This window comes from Rhizobium sp. PDO1-076 (assembly GCF_000247475.1).
Lineage (GTDB): Bacteria > Pseudomonadota > Alphaproteobacteria > Rhizobiales > Rhizobiaceae > Allorhizobium.
On record NZ_AHZC01000221.1, the window covers coordinates 1 to 22,117 of the forward strand.

At 59.7% G+C, this 22,117-nt stretch carries 23 protein-coding genes, 1 tRNA gene and 1 pseudogene; 3 read left to right on the forward strand and 22 right to left on the reverse strand.

Annotated elements, in window-relative coordinates:
- Positions 1–2,737, reverse strand: a pseudogene (locus PDO_RS29265) (hypothetical protein); the annotation flags it as partial.
- Positions 2,738–2,985: 248 nt separating this feature from the next.
- Here PDO_RS29265 and PDO_RS12795 point away from each other — a divergent pair.
- The 3 genes from PDO_RS12795 (at position 2,986) to PDO_RS12805 (ending at position 5,951) form a co-directional block, all read left to right on the forward strand.
- Complete coding sequence (locus PDO_RS12795; RefSeq protein WP_007602225.1) at positions 2,986–3,423, forward strand: phasin; 438 nt, start codon at positions 2,986–2,988, stop codon at positions 3,421–3,423.
- A gap of 189 nt (positions 3,424–3,612) precedes the next feature.
- Positions 3,613–3,689 (forward strand) — tRNA-His (locus PDO_RS12800).
- Positions 3,690–3,977: 288 nt separating this feature from the next.
- A complete protein-coding gene (locus PDO_RS12805) occupies positions 3,978–5,951 on the forward strand; it encodes an ATP-binding protein (RefSeq protein ID WP_007602226.1) in 1,974 nt (657 codons plus the stop codon).
- Between the two features lie 121 nt (positions 5,952–6,072).
- On the opposite strand, the gene PDO_RS12810 is transcribed toward PDO_RS12805, so the two are convergent.
- The 21 genes from PDO_RS12810 to PDO_RS12900 form a co-directional block, all read right to left on the reverse strand.
- A complete protein-coding gene (locus tag PDO_RS12810; protein WP_007602227.1) occupies positions 6,073–6,510 on the reverse strand; it encodes a hypothetical protein in 438 nt (145 codons plus the stop codon).
- 86 nt (positions 6,511–6,596) lie between these two features.
- The gene (locus PDO_RS12815) at positions 6,597–8,156 is read right to left on the reverse strand and encodes an acyltransferase family protein (RefSeq protein ID WP_007602228.1); all 1,560 of its coding nucleotides are present in this window, start codon (positions 8,154–8,156) and stop codon (positions 6,597–6,599) included.
- A 90-nt stretch (positions 8,157–8,246) separates the two neighbouring features.
- Entirely contained in the window at positions 8,247–8,801 is a 555-nt protein-coding gene (locus tag PDO_RS12820) for a hypothetical protein (RefSeq protein WP_007602229.1), read from the reverse strand.
- Position 8,802: 1 nt separating this feature from the next.
- Entirely contained in the window at positions 8,803–9,861 is a 1,059-nt protein-coding gene (locus PDO_RS26725; RefSeq protein ID WP_007602230.1) for a gp53-like domain-containing protein, read from the reverse strand.
- Entirely contained in the window at positions 9,861–10,469 is a 609-nt protein-coding gene (locus PDO_RS12830; protein WP_007602232.1) for a YmfQ family protein, read from the reverse strand. Before PDO_RS12830 ends, PDO_RS26725 begins: the two co-directional genes overlap by 1 nt.
- Complete coding sequence (locus PDO_RS12835; RefSeq protein WP_007602235.1) at positions 10,454–11,596, reverse strand: baseplate J/gp47 family protein; 1,143 nt, start codon at positions 11,594–11,596, stop codon at positions 10,454–10,456. The genes PDO_RS12830 and PDO_RS12835 overlap by 16 nt, the downstream gene beginning before the upstream one ends.
- Positions 11,596–12,057, reverse strand: a complete 462-nt coding sequence (locus PDO_RS12840) for a phage GP46 family protein (protein WP_007602237.1) — start codon at positions 12,055–12,057, stop codon at positions 11,596–11,598. Before PDO_RS12840 ends, PDO_RS12835 begins: the two co-directional genes overlap by 1 nt.
- Positions 12,058–12,113: 56 nt before the next feature.
- Positions 12,114–12,410, reverse strand: coding sequence for a hypothetical protein (locus PDO_RS26730; RefSeq protein ID WP_141649900.1), 297 nt, complete (start codon positions 12,408–12,410; stop codon positions 12,114–12,116).
- Positions 12,411–12,417: 7 nt separating this feature from the next.
- Positions 12,418–12,630, reverse strand: a complete 213-nt coding sequence (locus PDO_RS26735) for a phage baseplate assembly protein domain-containing protein (RefSeq protein WP_007602241.1) — start codon at positions 12,628–12,630, stop codon at positions 12,418–12,420.
- Positions 12,627–13,823 (reverse strand): phage baseplate assembly protein, encoded by a 1,197-nt coding sequence (locus tag PDO_RS12850; protein WP_007602243.1) that lies wholly within the window; start codon positions 13,821–13,823, stop codon positions 12,627–12,629. Before PDO_RS12850 ends, PDO_RS26735 begins: the two co-directional genes overlap by 4 nt.
- The gene (locus PDO_RS12855; RefSeq protein ID WP_007602245.1) at positions 13,823–15,064 is read right to left on the reverse strand and encodes a DNA circularization N-terminal domain-containing protein; all 1,242 of its coding nucleotides are present in this window, start codon (positions 15,062–15,064) and stop codon (positions 13,823–13,825) included. The genes PDO_RS12850 and PDO_RS12855 overlap by 1 nt, the downstream gene beginning before the upstream one ends.
- Complete coding sequence (locus PDO_RS28340; RefSeq protein ID WP_037073880.1) at positions 15,064–15,399, reverse strand: hypothetical protein; 336 nt, start codon at positions 15,397–15,399, stop codon at positions 15,064–15,066. Before PDO_RS28340 ends, PDO_RS12855 begins: the two co-directional genes overlap by 1 nt.
- The gene (locus tag PDO_RS12865; RefSeq protein ID WP_007602247.1) at positions 15,368–17,395 is read right to left on the reverse strand and encodes a phage tail tape measure protein; all 2,028 of its coding nucleotides are present in this window, start codon (positions 17,393–17,395) and stop codon (positions 15,368–15,370) included. The genes PDO_RS28340 and PDO_RS12865 overlap by 32 nt, the downstream gene beginning before the upstream one ends.
- Before the next feature lie 214 nt (positions 17,396–17,609).
- On the reverse strand, positions 17,610–18,077 hold the full coding sequence (locus tag PDO_RS12870) for a hypothetical protein (protein ID WP_007602249.1): 468 nt from the start codon (positions 18,075–18,077) through the stop codon (positions 17,610–17,612).
- Positions 18,077–18,442: a phage tail tube protein gene (locus PDO_RS12875; RefSeq protein WP_007602252.1), complete on the reverse strand. Its 366-nt coding sequence runs from the start codon at positions 18,440–18,442 to the stop codon at positions 18,077–18,079. Before PDO_RS12875 ends, PDO_RS12870 begins: the two co-directional genes overlap by 1 nt.
- A gap of 24 nt (positions 18,443–18,466) precedes the next feature.
- Positions 18,467–19,954, reverse strand: a complete 1,488-nt coding sequence (locus PDO_RS12880) for a Mu tail sheath family protein (protein WP_007602254.1) — start codon at positions 19,952–19,954, stop codon at positions 18,467–18,469.
- Positions 19,954–20,130 (reverse strand): DUF2635 domain-containing protein, encoded by a 177-nt coding sequence (locus PDO_RS27195; protein ID WP_007602256.1) that lies wholly within the window; start codon positions 20,128–20,130, stop codon positions 19,954–19,956. Before PDO_RS27195 ends, PDO_RS12880 begins: the two co-directional genes overlap by 1 nt.
- A 2-nt stretch (positions 20,131–20,132) precedes the next feature.
- Positions 20,133–20,717: a hypothetical protein gene (locus tag PDO_RS12885; protein WP_007602257.1), complete on the reverse strand. Its 585-nt coding sequence runs from the start codon at positions 20,715–20,717 to the stop codon at positions 20,133–20,135.
- Positions 20,717–21,154, reverse strand: a complete 438-nt coding sequence (locus tag PDO_RS12890; protein ID WP_007602259.1) for a gp436 family protein — start codon at positions 21,152–21,154, stop codon at positions 20,717–20,719. The genes PDO_RS12885 and PDO_RS12890 overlap by 1 nt, the downstream gene beginning before the upstream one ends.
- A gap of 76 nt (positions 21,155–21,230) precedes the next feature.
- Entirely contained in the window at positions 21,231–21,557 is a 327-nt protein-coding gene (locus tag PDO_RS12895; RefSeq protein ID WP_007602261.1) for a hypothetical protein, read from the reverse strand.
- Between the two features lie 104 nt (positions 21,558–21,661).
- Positions 21,662–22,069, reverse strand: coding sequence for a hypothetical protein (locus PDO_RS12900; protein ID WP_007602263.1), 408 nt, complete (start codon positions 22,067–22,069; stop codon positions 21,662–21,664).
- Positions 22,070–22,117 lie beyond the last annotated feature (48 nt).

Sequence of the window (22,117 nt, forward strand, 5' to 3'; positions counted from 1 at the left end):
CGAGCTTGCGGCCGATCTCGCGGAATGCGGCCTGTTCGCCGGGAGAAAGGCCGTCACGGTTGCGCGTGCGGTGCTCTTCCAGCTGGACGATTTTCTGCGGTCTGGCGACCGGGCGAACCGGCTCCATGATGCGCAGCACCGGCGGCTCGACGGATCGGAACGGAGCCGACGGGATCAGGCTGAGCGGCTTTGTCAGGTCCTCGGCATCGGCATCGGTATCAGGCTCAATCACCTCGTTTGCCGTGTCTCCGGTCTGACGGTCGTCCGCAATATGATCCTCGGGCGCGCCGCCATCGATGTCGCCGGCCTTCGCCAGTTCCTCAACCGCGTCGTCAGCCGCCTCGGCTTCCGTGAACTCTGCCGGGGCCTCATCGAGCGCTTCGGCCTGCGTTTCGAGAAATTCCGGCGTCTCGTCTTCGAACTGGTAGGCGCGGAACTCGTCCTCGTCTTCCTCTTCCTCAACGGTCGTTTCAGGGGCAGCGCTCGCAAACACCGCCGGCGCATCCGCAACGATTGCGGCCTCGGGTGGCTGCGGCACGAAGGTCAGGCCGGTGGCATGCGGGTCCTCGACCGCATCGCCGACGCGCACGATGCCGAAGCCGCGGAAGCCGTCGAAATCGCGATTGCGCGTATAGGTCGGCAGGGCGGCCAGATCGACGGGAACCATCAGGCTGGTACCTTCGGCCGGCCAGTAGATCGTCTTGCCGGACCAGGTGTCGCGCTTTTTCAGCAATTCGCCGATCTTGCCGTCGGGGTCGAGATTGAACAGGGCGGCGAGATCGGAAAAGGCTACGCCGTTGATATCGGCCGCATGTGGGCCGACGGCCTCGGCGAATTCGCCCGACACCTCGCTGAAGCGGCCCTCGGCATCGATCTTCCAGACAAAACGCGAGGCGCGGCGCGCACGCGAGAAGACGAAGGGACCGTCTTGCGAGACTTGCGAGTTTTGCGGGTCTTCGGTCGCGACGACCGGGGGCTCGCTCGTGTCGGCGGGCACCGGTTCGGCCGCAATCGGCCCGCCCGGCAGATCCGCCGGTGAAGGTACGAAGACCGTGTCGTTCGACGCAAGGGCGCCGGAATGCTCTGCCGTTTCGACGGCTTCCGCAAAGGCTGCTTCTTCACGCGACGCGTCGTCCGCCGCGATCTCGGTCGCCAGAGCGACCGGCGGCGCGTCTGCCGCTTCGACTTCGATGCCGACTTCGGTTTCGCTTACCGTGTTGCTTTCCACGTCGCTTTCCACGTCGCTTTCCACATCGCTTTCCGCGTCGCTTGCCATGCCGGCAGCCTCGTCACCGATCAGCGGCTCCGCCAGATCCTCAGCAACACCCTCGCCAACATCGTCCACGACGGCCTCGGCCTGGGCGTAGCCTTCAGCCTCGATTTCATCGGCAGGCATGTCGGATGCCGCATCGCCAATAACATCGCCAACAACATCATCAGCGGTCGTCACTTCGGCGGGCGTCGCAACGTCGCCGGACAGTTCATCACCATAGCTCTCGACGGAGCCAAGCGCGTCGGCTTCGATTTCCTCGGCCGAGACCTCGATTTCCTCGATCGTGCCGATCGCGGCAATCACGCTGTCGAAGGGTGCCGAGGCAAAGCCGCCCGTGTCGGCGGCCGCAGGCAGCGCATCGATGGCCTCGGCGCGGGCGGTTTCTGCGCCGATGTCCGTGGCGCTGTCTTGCGCTGGCATTTCGGCATCCACGAAGGACGTCGCCGCAACCGGTTCGAATGCCGCTGGGCTGGCCATGTCTTCGGCGATCGCCACAGGCTCCGGTGCGACGGCTTCGTCGATGGCAGGCATCGAGTTGGAAGGCATCGAGTTGGAAGGCATGTCGCCGGCAGTCGCTTCCGCGGCAATCTCTTCTGCAGACGTCTCTTCCACGGCAGGCACCGCGGTGACCGGCTGCGCCGGGGCGGGCTCGGGAGCGGTAAATTGCTCCACCACCGTCTCTTCGACGACGGCAGCCTGCACGACTGCTGCTTCCACGATCGCTGCTTGCGCCACCTCTACCGGCCTAACCTCCACTTGTGCGGCAGGCTCGGCAAAATCGGCGCTCGGGTCCATCTGGCCGAGAATGGTCTCGACGGCAAACAGCAGATGCAGCGCCGGCGCGTCCGAGATCTTGCCGATCGCCGCCGGCAGATAGCCACGGCCTGTCGGGATCGGCCGCTTGACCAGACGGTCGCTCTCGCTCGATGTCAGCTTGACCAGAGTCCGGGCCGTATGCGGTGTAATGCCGAGAGCGGCGAACTGGCTGGACGAGGCCACGACGTGGCCGTCGCCGTCGAACACTGCCATATGCGTGTCGGGATCGTCGAAGCCGGCCATCAGTTCCTGCGCCAGATCGACGAGGCTTGATGGCTTGCCGATCGGCGGGATCGCCACCAGCACGACCGGCTCGCCGCGTCTGATCTCGACAAGTTCGGCCACCGCCGTCACCGGCACCTTCTGGAAGCCCGATGTGATGCGCAGCATCAGGTTGCGGCTGTCGCCGGTCTTTGCCAGTTGCCGCGCTGCCGCCTCGATCTGGCGAAACGTCACATCGCTGCGGTTCGGCCCTTCCTCGAGAAAATCATAGATCGAGGCGCTGCCGAAGAAGCGCGCGCCGGCGCCATTGGTCCACAATACCCGTTCCAGCTTCGGCGAAAACACCATCAGCGCTTCGCCGCGCGAAAGCCGCGGGCGGATCTTGTCGTTCACGGCGACATCGATGAATGGGTATTGAGCTGGCATCAGCGGACCTGTCGTTTCCATTGCCTTCAGGCACAAATTAACAGATTTTTAATAGCTAGCGAGGCCCCCCGGGTCCAGCAACGCGGTTTTGTTTCGGAAGGTAAGGTTAATCCGTAGGCATGTTCGCACGGAAAATTTCATATTGCAGTGCACAATAATATTGCAATGCACCATCGAAGGTGCTATATAAGCAATATCAGTGCAAAAGAGGGGTCCGCAAAAACCCCACCAGATGAGGAAATGCGATTATGACCAAGGATATCTTCTCTTTCACCGCCTTCGATCCGTCCAAGATGCAGGAAAGCCTGCGTGACTTCGCCGAAAAGGGCGCCGCCCAGTCGAAGGACGCTTACGCCAAGCTGAAGACCGCGACCGAAGAAGCAACCAAGACCGTCGAAGCCACCGTGCAGACCGCCCAGGCCGGCACTGTCGAGATCGGCCTCAAGGCCATCGACGCGCTGCGCACCAATGCCGAAATGTCGCTCTCGCACATGGAAGCGCTGCTCGGCGTCAAGTCGGTTGCCGAACTCGTCGAACTGCAGACCTCCTTCATCCGCAAGCAGGCGGAAGTGACGGTCGAACAGGCCAAGTCGATCCAGGAAACCGCCAAGAAGGTCGCCGAAACCGTGACCAAGCCGGGCAAGGACGCCGCCGAAAAGGTCATGTCGACCTTCAAGGCCGCCTGATCCAGCCGATCGGGCGATTTCATCGCTTGAAATAATTCTGAAGGGCCGGGCAGTGATGCCCGGCCCTTTTCACATCCCCCAGCCTTTTTCGCATACCCGGGCCTTTTCACATTCGATGCAGAAAAGGCTTGAAAAAGATTCCGTCTGCTCGTATGTGACCCCTCGACGGCGTCAGCGACGCAGTCATGTGCGGTTGTAGCTCAGTTGGTTAGAGCGCAGGTTTGTGGCACCTGAGGTCGGAGGTTCGAGACCCCCCAACCGTACCATTTTTCTCCACTGCTAAGTCGATATTTCGCAATGGCTTACCGGGTGTAGCTTGCCGCGCGAATTTGCAATTTTGACAGCTCAAACTGCAAAAACCACTTTTTGCAACTATATGTCAAACTGACGTTCCTCAAAGAACTGTTCGACCCGACCAGATGCGGCTTGAAGCTCGCCATCGTGACATCTTCTGCATGCCAGATCGGAGGTCGTCCCCTGCCGGAGTACATATGGCAAGCGCACTCAATAGAATGTAGGTTAGGCGAAACATTCAATCTTGTGGGCCGGCCATCATGAAGCTGACATTGTCAAAGAAATGCGCGTCCCTGTCACCCTTCGAAGCCAACCTTCCCACCTTCACCCTGGTCACCGGCCTGAATGGCAGCGGTAAAAGTCAACTTTTATCCGGTATTTCCTCAGGTTCTATCTTCAACGACGTCTCCCCGGTTCCATCAGATCGCTTCGGAAGTCCAGCTCCTGAATACCGGACACCGATCGCTCTCTTCACAGCTGAAAGTTTTTCGGGACATTTGTCTCAGAGAGGAACGGATGACTTCAATGGCCTGGCTCGACGCGAGCGCATAGGTAGAAAAGTAGCACTTACTTTCAAGCAAATCCGTGAAGAGTGGGTTGCATGGGGGCGATCGCGAGGACTGGACACCGATGAGCTCAAAAAAATCACGATTCGTGCGCATTACCATTCGCGTGAAAAATCGGTAATTGCGCGGCATCCGGTGATCGAGGGACCGGAGACAGAAATTTTGCTACTGCTGTCAGACCTGCAGGCTAAGGCTGTCCCAAAGGAAACCATTGAGCCCAACACAGGACCTGATTTCGGCAATGGCCTAATCGGAAATGCGGAGGGCAGGTTAGGCCTGCCGTATTTTCTATTAAGCGAAGAGGACATAACTCATAAAGCCCTAGATCCCACGCCCTTCTTTCGGTCTTCAATCGGACCACTGTTCACACGATACCGCAATCTTCAGCTCCTAAATCTAATGAGGCGATTGCAACAGGAGGAAGGAGAGGAAACCGAACTGCCCCTTACACCGGACGCGTTCAATGAGCGATACGGACCGGCTCCTTGGAAGGTAGTAAACGACACCTTACGCCAGCTCGGCGTTGACGCTACCATCGCGAGCCCATCCCCCACGGAATTCGATGAATACATTCCAGTGATGACCACTCAAGATGGAGCAGTGTTTCCTCCTGACGCAATGTCGACTGGAGAGCGGGTTATACTCAATCTGGCACTGTGCGGGTACCAGGTCGGGAATACTAGCGAAAACATCGAGCCATCGAAGTTGGTTTTGCTAGATGAGGTCGACGCACCTTTGCATCCCGCAATGGTCAAGATCTACTTGGATATCATCGATACGGTCCTTGTCAGGCACTTTCACATGCACGTTATTGCTACGACACACTCCCCGTCTACGGTCGCCCTTTTTCCTGGAGATACCGTTTACGTGATGAAGAAGGGAGTCTCTGGCCCTCAACCTGTAGCGAAATCAGAAGCGATTGCAGATCTAGTCTCTGGCGTGCCTACCTTATCCGTGGCCCTAGAAGATCGTCGTCAGGTCTTCGCGGAGAGTCCTGTCGAAGCAAACAACTTGGATCAGCTTTATCAAATACTTCGTCCCACGCTGAAGTCGCCGATATCCTTGCAATTCATCGCGACCGGCTCCAAGCACGACAATAGCAGTAGAGACAACGTTCAGCGCATTGTGCGGAGCCTTGTTGACGCAGGGAACAAAACAGCTTTCGGGTTAATTGACTGGGACTTAAAAAACATCCCCACCGACAGGGTCAAAGTACTCGCTCCTGGCCGCCGATACGCCTTAGAAAACCTAATACTGGATCCCCTAATCATAGCCTTGGCGATCTATAGGAAGCATCCCGACGTCACCGATTACTACGGCTTCGATGAGAGCACCAGTTTCACGGATCTGTGGCGACTTGATCCGACCATATGCCAGTCAACCGCCGATAAGGTCACTGAAAGGGTTCTGGGTTCCGCTCCTGAAAAATGCGTCGAATGCAGATACTGTGGCGGCCTAACGCTTCAAATCGACGATCGATATCTCCGGATGAATGCGCACAAGTTGGAGAGCGATGTGGCGAGAGCGTTTCCGGTTTTCGATAGTTTGACACGAGGCGGATCCGGGAAGCTAACAAACCACATGATCGAACTAATTTTGCGGGAACTTCCGGCAGTTGTTCCGTTGGAGGTGAGCGAAGCGTTCTTATCGCTCATCCACGCACGATAACGCTCCTGTCCTCTACCTTGCATTTGGCCAGCTCCGTTGAGCTGCCGCTATAACGCCAATCTCAGGTCGTCTCGGTGCAGCTTGCTGCGCGAAATCGGAACTTCGACACGCTGATCCGGAATTACAAAAATTCCGAACGCGTCGTCGCAGTGTCTTCAGCATACTCTTGAAGACAGTTTACGGCTGCCGGAATATCGAAAAAGATTAGTAGTTCATCGTGCATTGCCTCAAAAGACACGGCGCAGAGGTGGGCCACGGCGCTGTGGATGACGAACTGCGGCGCAGTCCCGTTCTTCAAAGTAACGTCAACCAAGGAACCTTCGGCTGTTCTGACCATCGAGTGCTTCACCCAACGGTTGGGGTGGATGCGTAGCCATCCTTCGACAAGCGTAGCACCGACGAAACTAGCAACATATCTACTCGCATTCTCATGGCATTTGCCCTCAATGCAACCCCATTCGATCAGGGAACTTACATTGGACATGTCGTAGACTTCTGCCTTCCCTTCGTTGAGTGCGCGCTCCAGTCCCTCAACAATTATGTCATTCGGTGTCGGCATTGGGAACACTCCAACTACCCGCCCGGCGGGTAAAACTTCACCTGCCACATCAACATGGGACCGTCGATTTTACTGGCGAAGACCAGCTACCGAGGTGGGAAATCCGGTGGATAATAAAGTTCCCCAACCCTGTTGTCCGGCAGCAAGGCGAACACCCTCACGTCGCGTCCGACAGCGTCGGGCAATGTAAAGCGGAAACCAGGTCGGTGGCCATCAAAAAACGTAACGCCGTCTTCTACAGCACGGAATTGATGCATCGGCGCCTGCGCTTGGACAAGCTTGCCATCGACAAACACAAGGACCGACAACGCAGTCCGATTGCGGACCCGGTCCAGCGCCCAGCCGCCGATCTCTAATAATTCGCCGGTTGCCCTGACTTTGGAAACCCAGCCTTGCCGCTCATCAGTCACCGAAAGCCGAACACCGTTCAGATTCAGGATAGTGTTCGGCCCGGCCTGCTCGAGACTGCCGTTGTTGCTGTCGAATGCAAATGCGGTCGGGATGATCTGGTCATAGGAGCGCGTGAGAACTGCTCCACCGGCAATTGTCAGTAGCAAGCAGGCGGCGACATAGCCGAAGCTTTGGGAATTGTTACTCACTCCCCTGAAGGCTGCCAGGATCGGGGCCTCGACGTACCGATACACAAGCCAGCCAATCAGAATCGCTGCCAATATCAGCAACGCGGCATAGATTGCGTGAACTCCAATCGTGTGCGGCATGTCAGCCAACAATCGACGCAGGGCGAGGAAGGTAGCCAAGTGGGTCAGGTAGATCGAGTATGAGGCGTTTCCGAGTTCAATCAGCCATGGTGGAAAGTTACGTTCTCCCATCTTCATCTCCAGAGCCACCATTCCGTAGACAATGAAGATGGAAGCAAATCCAAATTCGATGACACGGTGCCAATCGAGGTCGACACTCAACCGGCCGGTCGCGTTCAAGGCGATTGAAACGGCAACCCAAGCGAGTCCGAGCACCAGGGACGGCACTGCGAATCTAGTTTCGTGGCGAAGGGCTAACACACCGACGACGCATCCTCCGATGAACTGTAGGTTCAGAGGGCTGAAGATGGCCAACTGTTCCAGAAAAGGGAGGTCGAGGGCGTGACCCCCCAAGATGGAGCACGTCCAAAGAATGAGGACCGGTGCAAACACCTCCCGTCTCACAAAAAAGAAGAGCAGAAATGAACAATAAAATAGTAGCTCCCAGGAGAGGCTCCATGCCTGTGGCACGAAGCAATTGTGTATGTCTGGGATCACAAGATTGGTCTGAACCAAAAAAGCAGACTGGAAAAGATGCCAGAATGCACCGGTATCGACGCAATAGTCATCCTTCAATAGGCTGTAACTGATCCAGGCGGCAGCAATCCAGACCACCCAGTAGACCGGGAAGAGACGGACGAGCCGCTTCCGAAGATAGGATGCAGCGCGTGTTCGATCACCTAGTTCACGATGATGAACCCAAGTTATGATGAAGCCTGAGATCACAAAGAAAAGATTCACACCGCCATACCCGAAAAAATACAGCAGCGAAAAAAATGGTGTCTCGACCTTGTCCCCAAGGTATATTTCCACAGCGTTGAAGTGGTAGATCACCACCACAATCGCAGCTATGGCCCTGAGTGCCTGAATGCTGTTAAGCCGGACCATTCTGTCCCAATCCCGCATGCTGTTCGTTTGTGTGCCTTATCCCATGCCATAGGCACACCGCAATAAGCGCTATCCGCAATGGGAGGCGCATCAAGGCCAGTTGATGTCCTCAAACGCTACCATGGCCGCGTGTGCATCGACTGCTGCCGTGATGTTGACCTTCGCGCCCAGACGAACCGCTTCGATCTTGGCACCAATGACCAGCCATTGCTTGTGCGCAATGTTAACGACAGCGGCGACGCCAGCTATGTCGGCCGCAGTAATCCCGACCTCTGCGGAAAGCAGCGGATAGTCACTTGCCAAAGGTGTCGCTGCCGCGATGAACCTTAAAGCTTCGTCGGCTTTTTGCTGGTAGGTCATTGCCTGCCCCGCTCCCATGGTAATGTACTTCAGCCGCTCTTTCTCGGCAGCATTGTCAATTGCGAGCGTAAGGGAGGCTTTCAGTTTCGCAAGATCGACCGTAGGTACACGGGCCTGCGGGAGGCCGCTGTCACCGGCAGTGATTTGGGCACCGCCATTCTGCGCGGAAAGTAACGCATCATGTTCGGTATCCGTTATCGCGACGACATCAGTTGGAATGTCAGAATTGACGCGGGAGTGATAAAACCCACCTGTAGAAGGGGAATAGTAGTACCCATTAATCATCTCAATACCCCATCGCTATCCAATAGCCAAAGTCGGCAACCGCAGTCGAAAAGTTGTTGGTAGATATGCATTGGAAGGTGCTGGTCGTGATGTTGCCAACGCCAAAAACGGCGACCTGAGATGCCTGAACCGGCGCACTTTGATCAGACACCACAAGGGAGCCGACTACTGTTGGGAACGTGACTGGGAAGGTTACTGTTACGACTGCAGACGCTGACGTAGCAACCGTTCCCCACTGCATAATCAGTCCGTTACCGAGCTTCGTCCAGCGCGAAGCCGGGGAGCCAGAAACCACATTCGCCGGGGATGTGAGGCGCCAGTAAGTCCCATCATAATTGAACTCGTTGATGCCAACGCCGATATCTCCCGGTGAGAGCGAATTCTCAAAGGGACGGTAGATGCTGATCGCGCCGAGTCCATTGACGTTGAGGGTTGCGAGGGTTGCGGTGTTTGCATTGATGACGTTCAATCGGATGGTCATCCCAACCGTCAGCGCCGCAAGAGCCGGGGTGAAGGTCGCTGTCAGAGCGTTTGCTGTTCCACCGGCTGTGGAGTAGGTCCACTTTCCAGACTGCGCGTCGAGCGCGAGTTTCTCGACGTATGCGCCGGCTACTCGTTCGAAGACGCGCCCGTCCGGCAAGCTGACGCCATGCCCGTCAGGTGTCGTTGTGTAAGCCCAGGCGGAACCGTTCCACTCGGCGATCTTGCCGACGTTGGTCGCCCATATGCCCGTAGCACCGGTCGGGATGAGATAGGTATCACCGGCCACCGGTGCGCCAGGTGCCGAGGACAGCGTCATAGAGATTACAGAGGTCCACCGACGAGTCCGGCTCCCGAAGGAAAGACCCATCAGTTGCAGTGCCTGATACAACTGGGTCCAATCTCCCGGATCGAGCACCAGCCCAGCTGCCTCGATAACTTTGATCACTTCCTCCTGGGCCATATTGAGCCAGAGTGCCGTTACCTCGGTTCCCTCCTGACCGACTTCGAGATCTTCGTCGATGAAACCGCGACGACCGCCGCCGATATCGATGGTGCCAGCGCCATTAACTCGATCCATCAGGATCCTCCATATGAAAAGACAACGGTAGTATGAGCCGGCTTTAAGCGCCGGATTTCACACTCGATCGAAGAGACGGCAAAAGATCCGAGGCTGTGTCCGGCACGGCTGGCGCCGGCCTTGAAGTTCACGACGGAAACGAGACCAGGGATGTTGACCTTCCATACGAACTGGCATCCCTCCGGACGCAACCGCTGGCCAGCGCGAAGCCCGCCAGCCCGTGACGGCCAGTATTCTTCGACCGTTATTGCGACGCCGAGGCGCGCGGCCAGCGAGACGAAGTAAGGGATCGACTGGCCACCACGAGCAGTCCAGCGCTGATGTGCCAGACGGCGGCGCTGATCCACATTCAGGTTGCCCTGGTCACGGCCGCAAGGGTCCGGCCCAAGGCAGCGCTCGAAGTCGGTGAGCAGCGCATTGGCACTGCGAGGATCCGTCTCGCGCATCAGATCTTCTGCGCCCTGCTCGACGTCTGCGAGTGCGGCTGCGATGGCCTTGAACAGGCTGTCTCTCACTCCGCCGCGCTTGCCCAGGCCCCAGCCGGTGGCAAACTTTCGGATCAGGCTTGCGGTGATAGCATCGACGGTGCGGCTCATGCCGGCACCCATGTAATGACGCCTGGAACCGGCTGATGTGTGCTTGCGAGCGTGTAGCTTGCGGCCGGCACGACCAGGTCATGGGCATATTCGCCGCTGGCGGCCGAGATCGCTTCGGAAATCCGGCTGTATTCGATCAGCGCGCCGATCGGGCTGTCATTTTGACTGTCGTCATCGTCGCCGATCGTGGCGATGTAGCGGGTAAAGGCTTCGGTCACGGCAAGGCGGGTCGCTGCCGTGTCCGGACGCAGACGAACGGACAAAGGCACGGCCTCCAGCTCGGCCGGGATAACAATAGCTTTCGCGGTAACCGGACGCACACCTGTCGCGCTGGATTGCGGGCCGAGGTGGGTCTGCATTGTCTCGATTTCGTCTTCGGTTGGCACACGCGCCGCGCCGTCCTCGTCCTTCATCACGACGACAACGCCAACCGATCCGCGCCCAATCCATTCAGGAATGACCTTCACTGCCAAAGCGTCGGCAACTTCCTTCACCCAAACCGGATAGTCACCGGCAGCGCCGCCATGCGGCGGATTGCGGATGCGCTCAAGATATGCCGCCTTCAGCTCATCCGGCGTGAGTTCATCGGCTCCACCGGCAAAGGCCGTCGATACGGTCACTTTCGTGATTTCTGGATAAGCGACCACGGTGGAGAGCCTGATGCCTGCCTCCAGATTGCCGGCAAGGCCGGCAGTGGTAGCGACCGCCGAAACGACGATGGTTCCGCCTGGGCCGATAGTGGCTGCAGCCGTCGTCTCGTAGAGCTGGCCATTGCCGGCGGATAGCGCGATACCGGACGGCAGCGCCGTGGTCGGCACTCCCTCGATCAGCACCGAGCCGACTGCGAGGATTGCCGGACGCCCATCGACACCCCAGACCGATGAATGCCGGCGAATGTATGTTTCGTCGTCGGCACTGTCGGGCATGTACTGGCGAGCCCACCAGGCCTGATGGTCGTGAACCTCGCGGATCTCCGGCGCAACAGCGCGCAGGATCTGGGAGAAGACACCCGATTTCGAACGCACGGCTAGCGAAACCTTGCGCGGGTCAGCATCTGGCCTGAGGACAAGGATATTGCCCTCAAGGGCGGATGCGATGCGCTCGAAGATGGATTTCGCACGTGGGATGATCCAGGGCATCAGTCCGCCACCCTTCTGGTCAGGGAGACACTCGTATCCTCGACCATCACACGGTAGCCCAGCACGCCGGCACGGACCCACTCGACCTCAATCTCGGCTGGCTGGCCTGTCTCTGCTTCAATCCAGCTCAAGGCCTCTTCAAGCCATGCTTCACAGAGCAGCCGCGTGGTCTCGGTCTGCTTGGCGCGGTCGAGCAGCCAGAGTTTGGATCCGGTCAGCTCACCATTCGGGTCGAAGGCATCGCCGATCGCGCCCCGGCGCTCGGAAAAGTTGGAAGGAGCTAGAAACTGCGATCGGCCTTCCGGCAGGGGATCATCCGGATCGGCACGGCGATCGAGGCCAACTGACATGATGATGGCCGGGATCGGGGTGAGATCGAGCACAAGATCGAAGTCGTCGCCGAGCGTGAGGTCGCAGCGGCGGGCTTCCGGATCATAGTTGATGGCGAGATCGCAAAACATGGCGCGAAGCTATCGCGCGCGCGGGGGCCTGATCATGCCCGCCTAGGCTGGCGGCATCAGCTAACCGGAACCTCGGTGAAACCGCTGCCTTCGACGATCCCGCCATGGGTATGCGTATCATCAACGCGAACGCCATTCACCTTCAGGTAACCGCCATCGATGTCAACGCCGGCATTAGTGATCGTAAACGTCAGACCGCCAATCGTGCAGGTAAAGGAAGACGCTGCCTTGACCTCGATCCCCCCTGACGCACGGACAACGATCAGGTCGCCACCCGCATTGTAGAGCGCGGCGTCTTTCGGACTGAGGCCGCCCAGGCGCTTCGACGGATTGGCAATCTGAAGCAAGACCATGTCGCCTTCATCGCCCCCCAACTGCCAGGGCGATGGCAACAGCGCCATCCTCCGGCGCACTGGTCGAGACGCCATATTGCTGCATTACCTCGACATCGGTGCGCCAGATCCCGTCGGCCACCTCGATCGAGGCCGTCTGGGTTTCGCCATCGTCCTTGATGTCCTTGACCGTGACGCGGCGTGCCATGCCCCGGAGTTTGTCGTCAGTTTCCTTGCTCATAGGGCAGACGCCGTTCCGTCGAGCTTGCCGGACGCCTTGGCTTTCGACTTGCTGGACTTGTTCTTTCGGCGATTTCCTACTGGTTCCTTGTCGAAGGCTTCCGGGCTTTGATAGGTCAGATCGGTCGCAATGCCGGCGCTGTCTTCGCGGTAGACGACGCGCGAGATCAACAGATCCCGATCGACATCGAGGAAGGCATCGGAGACCGATGCGATCTGGTTGACCGTCCAGAGCTGGCCGCTCGCCTCGTGGCCTTTCACCGTGTGGGTGAACTCCTCGCCCTCCGCACGGGCCGTCCGGTTGAACCAGTCGGCCTCGTCCTGGGCTGACACGTTGTCGGCCTTTGAGCGGGCCAGATAGACGATCGGGCGATGGCGGGTGATTTCGTCATCCTTGCTGCGGCCGGTGGCAACTGTGCCCTTGCGCTCCTTTTCGGTCGCAGAACCATCTCCATCCTCGCGATCGTCCGCGCCGATCGGCTCGGCAGTGGCGTCCAGTGCGGCAGCGCCACGCTGCTTGCCGGCCTTCTCGCCCTGGCCGCGCACGATGGTTTCGCTGTAGCGCCCTTCGTGGCTGAAGGTTCCTCTTGAGAACAGGACATTGCCGGGAAAGCGCAGCTCGGCCGGCGCTCTGGTCTGGCCGGTGCGGGTGATCACGATGCCGCCGACGCCGTCCGACAGCACCAGCGCGTGGCGGGAGCGCGCGCCCTTCTCGATCGCCGAGAAGCCGGTTTCAGCAAGGTCGAGGCTGTAGCGCTGGAACGGTTCGCCGGTGTCGATCTCGGTGCGCACCGACAGGCCATAGGGCTTGGCAACGCGCGCCGCCGCTTCCTCAAGCTTCACATTCTTGAACTCGGCCTCGTCTGCCATGGCAGCACCATCGATCAGGTCGCCGGTCATGTCGCGGCCGCTGATCGTGATCGAGGTCTGTCGTTCGCTGGCTTCTGCCTCTACACGCTCGATCGCGCCTTTGAGCACCAAGCGTCGGCCGATCTTGATCTCGACGGAAGGCCCCGGCTTCAGTTTGCGGACGGCCGCGTTGGACGCAAAAGGCAGCGCGTTCATCGAGCGCTCGGGATCCCTGAACGTGAAACTGAAGGCACCGGCAAAATCCTTCAGGTCTCGCGTAACCTCGCCAGACAGCCACTGGTCATAGGCAACGCCGTCAATGGTCAGCTTGATGCTCTTGGCCATCAGCGGATCTCCAGCGCTTCGATCGTGCCGCTCTCGATGATCGCGGGATGTCTTGGACGATTGCGGGCAACGATGTCGAGATAGACATCCTCGATCCGCTCCGGCGCATCGCCCGCGATATGCTGGGCCACCTGCCATGCGTCCTGGTCGTTGTCGGCCGAGAAGGTCAGCACGTCGGGAAGGCGTCCGATCACTTCGTTGATGTCGATCACAAGAGCGGCCGAGACACGGCGCGCGGCTCGGATGAGATCGGAAGAAGCCGACTGATAGGTCTCCGCACCAAGATCTTCGGCGCGATCGACCAGAGTGCCAAGCGCTGCCGTCATCATGGACCTGTAGCCTGCCGCGTCCCGTCGAGATTCGAACTGGGCATAGGCGGACTGCTGGGCAGCGGCCGCCAGCATCCGGGCCGATGCATATATAAAGAGTGCCGCGTCGGTGTCGGATGGTGCCGACGAGGCAGCAAGGTTCAAGCCTTGCGCGAGTGTACTGGCAACGCTGATCCGTGCCTCTGCCGTGGGCTGAGGCGCTGCCGTCGACATGGGCGCAACGGCCGGTTCAACCACAACTGCATTGAGGATATCCCTCGCGGTCTTGATCCAGGCATCAAAGGCAGCGGGTGTGCCTGGGACAGTTGCCGCAAGCGCCGAGCGGATCTGCGGTAGAAGCTTCAGACTGTCGGCCGGCGCGGTCATGTTGCTGACGATCGACGTGACCACGCGTGCTGATCGATTGACGGCCGCTGTGCGAACAGATGAAAGAACCTTCGTTCCGACCAGGGCCGTCAGCAGTTCAGCAGCTGAAGACAGGCCGGCGATGCTGTCGGTCAATCCGGACACGACGGATGAAAGACCAGAACCGGCCCGAACCCGCTTCACCCGCACATTGATGCGTGCGACCCGAAGCTCTTTCGAGGAAAAAGCGATGCTGGCCGGCTCTTCCAGGATGACCGACATCGGGCCAAGCCAGGGATGGATAAGCTGTCCTGGTCCTGCCGTCTCAAAGGCCCTTTGAAGCGACTTCACCTGTGCCTTGTAGTCGTCGCCAATGATCAGCGCATCGATCGTGATGTAGGCCGGCAGCACACCGAAATCGTCGTAGGCGGCGGCATCGACACCCGGAAAAAGATACTCCAGGACACGCCGGCCGACTTCGGTGGACGTGTCGAGGAAATGCAAGGTCCGGCCGCGATAGGATCCAGGCAGTAGGCCGGGCAGTGTGTCGAGGCTATCGAGGATCATCAGCGCCTACCCACGGCACGGCCGGTGTTGATATTCGGCGACGGCGACGACACACTGGTGTTTGTTTCGGTGACCTTGCCCGGACCCTCGACCTTGACGGTGGTTTCGGCATTCACGTTGAGGGTTTGCGGTGCAGCGCCCTGCGGCGGCATCATGCCCTGGTTGGCGGCTTCGGGATTCGCCGGAGTGCCGCCGCCGCCCATCCAGGCTGGCAGAGACGGCCAGCTGATCAGGCCACTCAGATCAATTTTGCCGATGGCATCCAGGATGCGCTGACCAAGTCCGCTGAAGAAGCTGATGATCTCATCGACCACGGCCTTGATTGCATCGACCATTGCCCGACCGGCACGCTCGCCGGCAGTCCTGAAGGACGCCTCGGCTTCGGCCGAGTAATCGTTCATGGTGAAGATGTCGGACAGGAAGTTGCCGACCATGCCGGGAATGGCTTTGATGAAACCGACGATCTGGTCTGCCAGACCCTTCACCTTGGCAAGCACTGCTGCGATCTGCGCATCGTCGAAGCCCAGCATCGTCGAAGCCCAGCATCGTCGCCAGATCCTTGGCGGCATCGAGATGCGCGTTGGCGAATACCGCCCCGATCTCCGCGATGCCGGCAGTCAGCTCGCCGATCGCGCTACCGATGACCGAGGCAAAGCCCTGGACGAAGTTCTTGATCGGCTCCCAGTAATTGTAGATCGCAAGGCCGACAGCCGCGATTGCGGCAATCAGTGCCCAGATCGGCCATGTCACCGTGGCGACGGCCGAGCCGATCGCCGAGAAGACCCCGACCAGTGTCGAGACACCGGGAACGGCCATGGCCACGCCCCGAAGGCCGACAGCCAGGCGCGCAAGCCCGCCGAACCTTGCACCTTCCATTGCCGCCAGTGCGGCCTGCAGCGCGATGGCACTGCGGGCAGCGCCCCAGAAATATCGGCTGACAGCAAAGGCCGCGCGGCCCGTGCCGATAAAGGGCATGGCGAGCGCCGACATGCCGGCACCAAGGATCGGCAGCACGACACCAAGGGCTCCCAATGCCGCGACCAGGAGAAGTGCCACCCCGGCAAAGGCGAGCGTCTGGCGCACCATGCCGCCGGTTTCCTTGTCCAGCTCGCGCAACCATTTGATGCCCGCCATAAGGTGTTCGTTGATCTGCGGCATCCATGTGCCGAAGGCGAGGCCGACTTCGCGGACAGCCTGGGCACCGGTTTCCTTGAAGGTGATCATCTGCCGATTGAGGCCGGCCATCTGGGTCTCAAAGTCCGCATCGATGACAGCGCCGGTGGCCTTGGCCACATCTTCCTTGATCCGCTTGTACTCATCGAGATTGCCGAGCATCGGGATGAGGAAGTCCATGACCTGCATATCGCCGAAGATCTCGCCGAGCTTTCCGGCGCCGTAGATCTTTTCGAGCTGCTCGCGCACATAGCCGAGCGCGTCGGCACCCTCCAGGCCGTTGGCCTTGGCCTTCTTCATCAGCCCATCGATGTCCTTTCCGGACATGCCGGTGAGCTTGGAGATTTTCTGAACGACGGCTTCGATCGGATTGATGCCCTTCAGCGCCGCATCGCGCATGACGGCCTCGATATCGACGCCGGCATCCTTGAAGTTCTTGATCGTCGCGGGTGCGAGGATCTTGGCGAGGAAGTTCTTCAGGTTGTTTGCTGCCTCGGCCGGGTCCGACGTTCCCTTGCGTGCGATCTGCAAGGCAGCACCGAGGAAGTTGACCGCCTCGCGGCCGGTCACGCCGAACTTTGCCATCTGGCTGGTCAGTGTCGGGAAGTACTTCGCCATGTCCTTCAGTTCGAAGGAGCCGAGCTTGCCGGCCGTCACCAGCGCGCCGAGACTGTCGTCGAGCTGCTCGGCCGGAACGCGCAAGGTCTGCAGCAGGGAGGTCGCGACCGATGTCATGTCGGCGAACTCGGCATTGGCGGCAGTCGCTGACCGGCCGATATCGCCGATGGACTTGTCGATGAGTTCCTTGCTGACGCCGGACGCGATCATTTCGCCGGCACCCGTGGCGACCGTGTCGGAATATTGCCCGATCGCCAGCGCCAGATCCTCGTATTCAGTCTTGGCCTGATCTGCGAAATTGAAGGCAGCTTCTCGCGTCAGCTCCATCGTGCCGGCGATATCGAGCATCTTCTGCTGAAACGCCGCCGCCTGGTCGATGGGGCCGAGGAAGCTGATGCCGGCGACGGCCGCACCAAGAATGCCAATCTTGCGGGAAAAGGAAGCGATGCCTTCGAGCGACGAGCGCAGCCGGCGCAGCGGACCCGACAACAGGTCTCGCATGCGCACGATGACATCAAGGTTCATATTGCGAGAGGACATGACCACTTCCCGATTGGAGGTGGCCGACGCTATCGCGCGCGCGCAAACGTGATCATGCCCGCCGAAGCGGGCATGCCTCAGTTTTGTTTCTGAAGGTCAGCAACCTGTTTTCGCCAAGCCATCACGCAGTTCCACCAGAACAAGGCGCGGGAGGGTTCAAAGTCCTCCAGCTCGGCGGCGGTAAAGCCCGTGCCATCGGCAAGGGCACCGAAGATTATCGGCCAGTTTTCCGGCCACTGTTCAAAAAATGGTTGATGATCTTGCCCCCATCAACGATGTCGGCCGCATCGAGCTTGTCGAAGATGGCGTTCATCATGGCTTGCATGATGCGGGTCGAGCGGCCGAAGGTGACCACGGTATCCTTTTCCTTGCCCGCATTCGCGATCGCCTGGATGTCCGCGCCCTTCAGCCGGTGGAAGGTCAGGCTGTCGTAGACGCGATCACGGACCTTGCCATCCTTCTTGGTGGTAATGGTCACGGTTTCCAGGAGAGGCAGGGTAACGCTGCCGTCGTCATTGACCTTCGCGCGCTTGGGCAGCTTGTCCATTTCGTCGCCGCCGTCTTCGTCGATGACAACGGTGTCGCTATTGCCGCCTTCGTCCACGATGGTCGTACTCTGGTTTTCCACCACAACCGTTTCCAGATCTTCATCCAGATCGATGTTCATGTTCTTGACCACCATTACGCTACAATCTCCTCGCCAGCGCTGGCCGACCAGGTCAGCTCAATCTTGCCGCCTTCGCCGCCGGTGATCGTCGGAACGTCACCGGAGAGAAAGGCGTCGTAGTGGACGAAGGTCTGGCCGGTATCGCAGACCACCTGCAATTCGCCTTCGCCGGTGTCCCAAGTGTTGCCCCAGCGCTGACCGCGTTCGAGATTGATGACCGCCTTGGCCTCGGCTCCCTGGAATTCCTCCGCCCGTCCGACCTTGCGGCCGAAGGTGACGGGGTTGTTTTTCATGCCGCCAGGGCGGTACGACGCGCCTTTCTCGACGGAGAGCGTGCGCCCCCGCCAGACGATATCAACGATGCCCAGTACCTGTGTCATCGGTTGTTCCTTTCGAGTGAGGGGTTAGACCTGGAATTCCAGCGCCTGGGCAAAGACCATCAGATTGCCGACGATCTGCACCTGCGGGCGGCCTTCCAGACGATTGCGATCATCCGTCGATCGGGCGAAGGAGCTTTCCTTGACCGTGCGGGTGACATCCTCGATCCAGACCTTCTCGCCATAGAGCTTGCAGCGGCCGGCCCATGAGGCGTGCATGCGTTTCGGCGAGACGACAGCTGTGCCGGGATCCGCATCATTGTCGAAGCGGGAGACAAAGGCAGCGTCACTGTCGTCATCTATGAGCTTCGAACGCGGATACATCAGGCTCACATAGGTGGACCAGTCGTAGCGGATACGGCTCATGGTCGCCGGCACCATGATGTCCAGCCAGGCGCGATCGGCGGTGCCGAGGCTGGTTGTCTTGTAGGTGGTGATCATACGGCTGATCGAGACCGAACCGTCCGACAGGCAATTGAACGTCGTGATGCCGGTGCGAAGCAGGAGATCGTTTTCGCTGTCGATGAACTGGTCGACCGGATCGGGCGCTTCGACGCCGGGAAGAACCAGCGAGCGAAGCTGGCGCGCCGGGTCATTGTTAAGGTGGAAGACCGCGATGCCCATCATCGAGGCTGCAATAGCCCAGGACGAGGTCGCGCTCTTCTTGAGACCACCGCAGGTGAGGAAAGCATTGTTGGTCAGAGCGCCGAATGTGCCCAGCTCGCCGAACGTGCCGCGCTTGCAGACGAAGGCATGGCAATCGAGCTTCGAGGTTGCAAGGTAGCGAACGCGAAGCCACTCCGCCGCAGCCGCCATGTTGGTGGCGTCGTTCCAGGGGAAGGTCAGCTTGGTGATCCAGGTGTTGGCGACCACGTCCAGTGCCGCCTGGAGGAGCGGATTGCCGGAGCCGCCAGACATGGCAACAACCGTGATCGTCAGGCCGGCCGGGATGGGCTCGTTCTTCGTATCGACGCGCAGGTCGATTTCGTTGCCGACCTCGCCACCGTGACGCGAGGTGACGGTCACGACGCCGGCGACAGCAGCAGCCGTGGCGACCATGTCGAGATCAGCCGTGATTGCAGCCACCAGTTTGGCGGCAAGCGTTGTCGGCGTGTCGGTCGTCAAAGCCGTGATCCGCACCTGACGGCCGCCGATCTTGAAGCGGATGGTGCTCGCTGCCGCAACCGCACCGACGAACGTGAATGTGCCGGTGGCCTTCACGGCACCGCCGGCGTCGGGCAGAGCCATGACATAAAGCGGCGTGTATCGGTTGGCCTTCTTGAAGGCGGCGACCTGTTCGGCACCGATCGAACCCCGACCGAAATAGCCGATGCCTTCTTCGGCACGGGTGATCTGCACCATCTGGCCGGCAGCGAGTATGCCGGCGGCGAGCTTCTGGCCAACGATCAGCGCCTTGTCCGGATAGGCAAAGATGCCGGCGGTGCGATAGTTCGCCCGGATCTCGACCAGGACGGCCGGTTCGAGGCGATCGACGGGGATTTCGTTGAAATCCATTACTTCTCTCCTTCAGTCTTCTTCGGTGCTGAGACCGCGATGAGGTCGCCATCGGCCATGCGCCGGCGGGTATAGTGGGTTTCCGGGTCTTCCATTCCTTCGGTCGGCCACGGCGTACCGTCTTCCTGGGGAACCTTTCGACCCTCGGCCGGAGCCAGATATGCCTTCTTCGCCATAATCACTCCTGTGGTGGCTGGATGCTGTCGTTGATGTCGCCGGGTCCTGCCGAGCCGTTCACCGACCACGTGATGTCGAGGGCTTCAAAAAGCTCCTGGGACGTGATCGAGAAATCGGCCGGGGAGGTGACAAAGCTGAAGGTGAAATCGATCTGCGAGATCGCGATATCGTCGTCGGCATAGCCCTCGGCGATCAGGCTGGAGACCTGTGTCACGGTCGTGGTGCCGACGCCCTGGAAACTCGCACCATGGAGAATGGCCATGCCGACATCGGTCATGGCATCCATTCCGATGTCCTGCTTGTCGCCTTTGAAGCGGGCTTCAAGGCCACTTGAGACGCGGTTGATGAGGATCAGACGCCACTGCATGTCACCCTTGAGCTGGCGACCACTGCTGTCGTCTGGCTTCATCCCCGCCCAGGCGAGACCGAGGAAAGGTGTCATTCGCACGACGCGCCTGAACTCACCTACGCTGAGATTTTGCGGCACGCGGTCGATCGTGAACGGGTGTTCCGGGAAAACCATTCTAAGCCGCCCCCTGATCAGCGGCTCCTGGCGACGGATGGGTGCGAGTTCGAAACTGGTCATCAGGAAAACCGCAAATTGTCGGAGGTCATCATGCGACCGCGATCGGAGATGCGCGGGCCGGAGCCGACCTGGTCGCGGCCGGTCACCTGGGCGGTCGGAACATCGAGGTTGACCAGCTCCTTCGAAATGCTCTCAAGCCACTTGATGACATCGGCGCGGCCCTTGGCCATCTCCTCGGACGGTGAGGCGCGCTCGGTATCGGAAAGGTCATAGCGGGCGATGATGCAGGTGGCCCGCACGATCTCAGCCGGAGGAGCCACGATCGGGACCAGATAGCGCCCGCGAATATAGCCGTCGATCAAGGCAGTCGCGTCGGTGAGCGCGGTGTTGACCTTGGTTTCGTCAACCGTCTCGGCCGTGCGGTCTTCCGGCCGGGACAGCCGGATGATCTGGGTCTCGCCGAAGCGGGCGATCATGTCGGAAACGGTTGCGTACATCGAAAGGATCTCTGTGGTTGGGTTGTGAGGCTGGCCGCAAAGCCAGCCTCGAAGTCAGGCAGTTCGGACAGTGCGGCTAGCAACGCCGTCGCAAATCGATGAGAGAAAGGCCGTTGGTGGCATAGCTCTCGGCATATTCCGGCTTCAGCGGTGCGAAGCCGGCAAAGGCAATGACCGGCTTCGGAGCATCGAGCTTCGGCAGGATGGCCACATGGTCGCGCATGACAAACGCATCCAGGGAGGCGAAGTCGAGGTGGGTCAGGTGGTAGTGGTAGGCGTTGGCGGCCCGGCACTCGACATCGAGCGGAATGGTTTCCGCAGATGCCGGGGCGGAGATCAGGATCGCGCAGGCAAGTGCCGCAAGCGTGCCCAGGATACTTCGAAGGCCATAAAACTCACGCATGTCAGTCCTTTCAGGCTTGGTTGAAGAAGGTAGTCTCTCCGCTGGAACTCTCAGGCGGGACCGGCCAAATCACCGGTCCCGCCCAGCGGCCTTGCTCTCGGGGGTTATTTCTTGGTGGCGGCTTTCTTGTCCGCCTCGGCCGATGCGAGCTTCGCTGTCAGCTCGGCGATATCTGCCTTCAGAGCATCGACTTCGACCGAATGGTCTATCCGAATCTTCTCGATGCGCTCCCGTGCCTTTTCAGCGACGGCAGTATCGAAAGTGACCTGAAGAGCGTCCTGCAGCGTGGCGAGCTGCTCGGACACCTTGGCTGCAACGGCGCTGTCGAAATCGTCGCCCGAAAGCTGAACGCCACCCGCGCCGACCGGCTGGACGATGAAGCTCGGATCGTCTTTGAAGGCCTGAAGCTGGGTTTCGGTCCAGTGACCCTCCTCATAGATGGCCGAGGCTGTGTGAACGATGCCCTGGCGGCGCATGCCAGGAGAAGTGCAGATGATCTGGATTTGCGACATTTCGGGTTCTCTCTTTGTGTTTCAGACTGCGGGCTTTGAGAAAGCGGC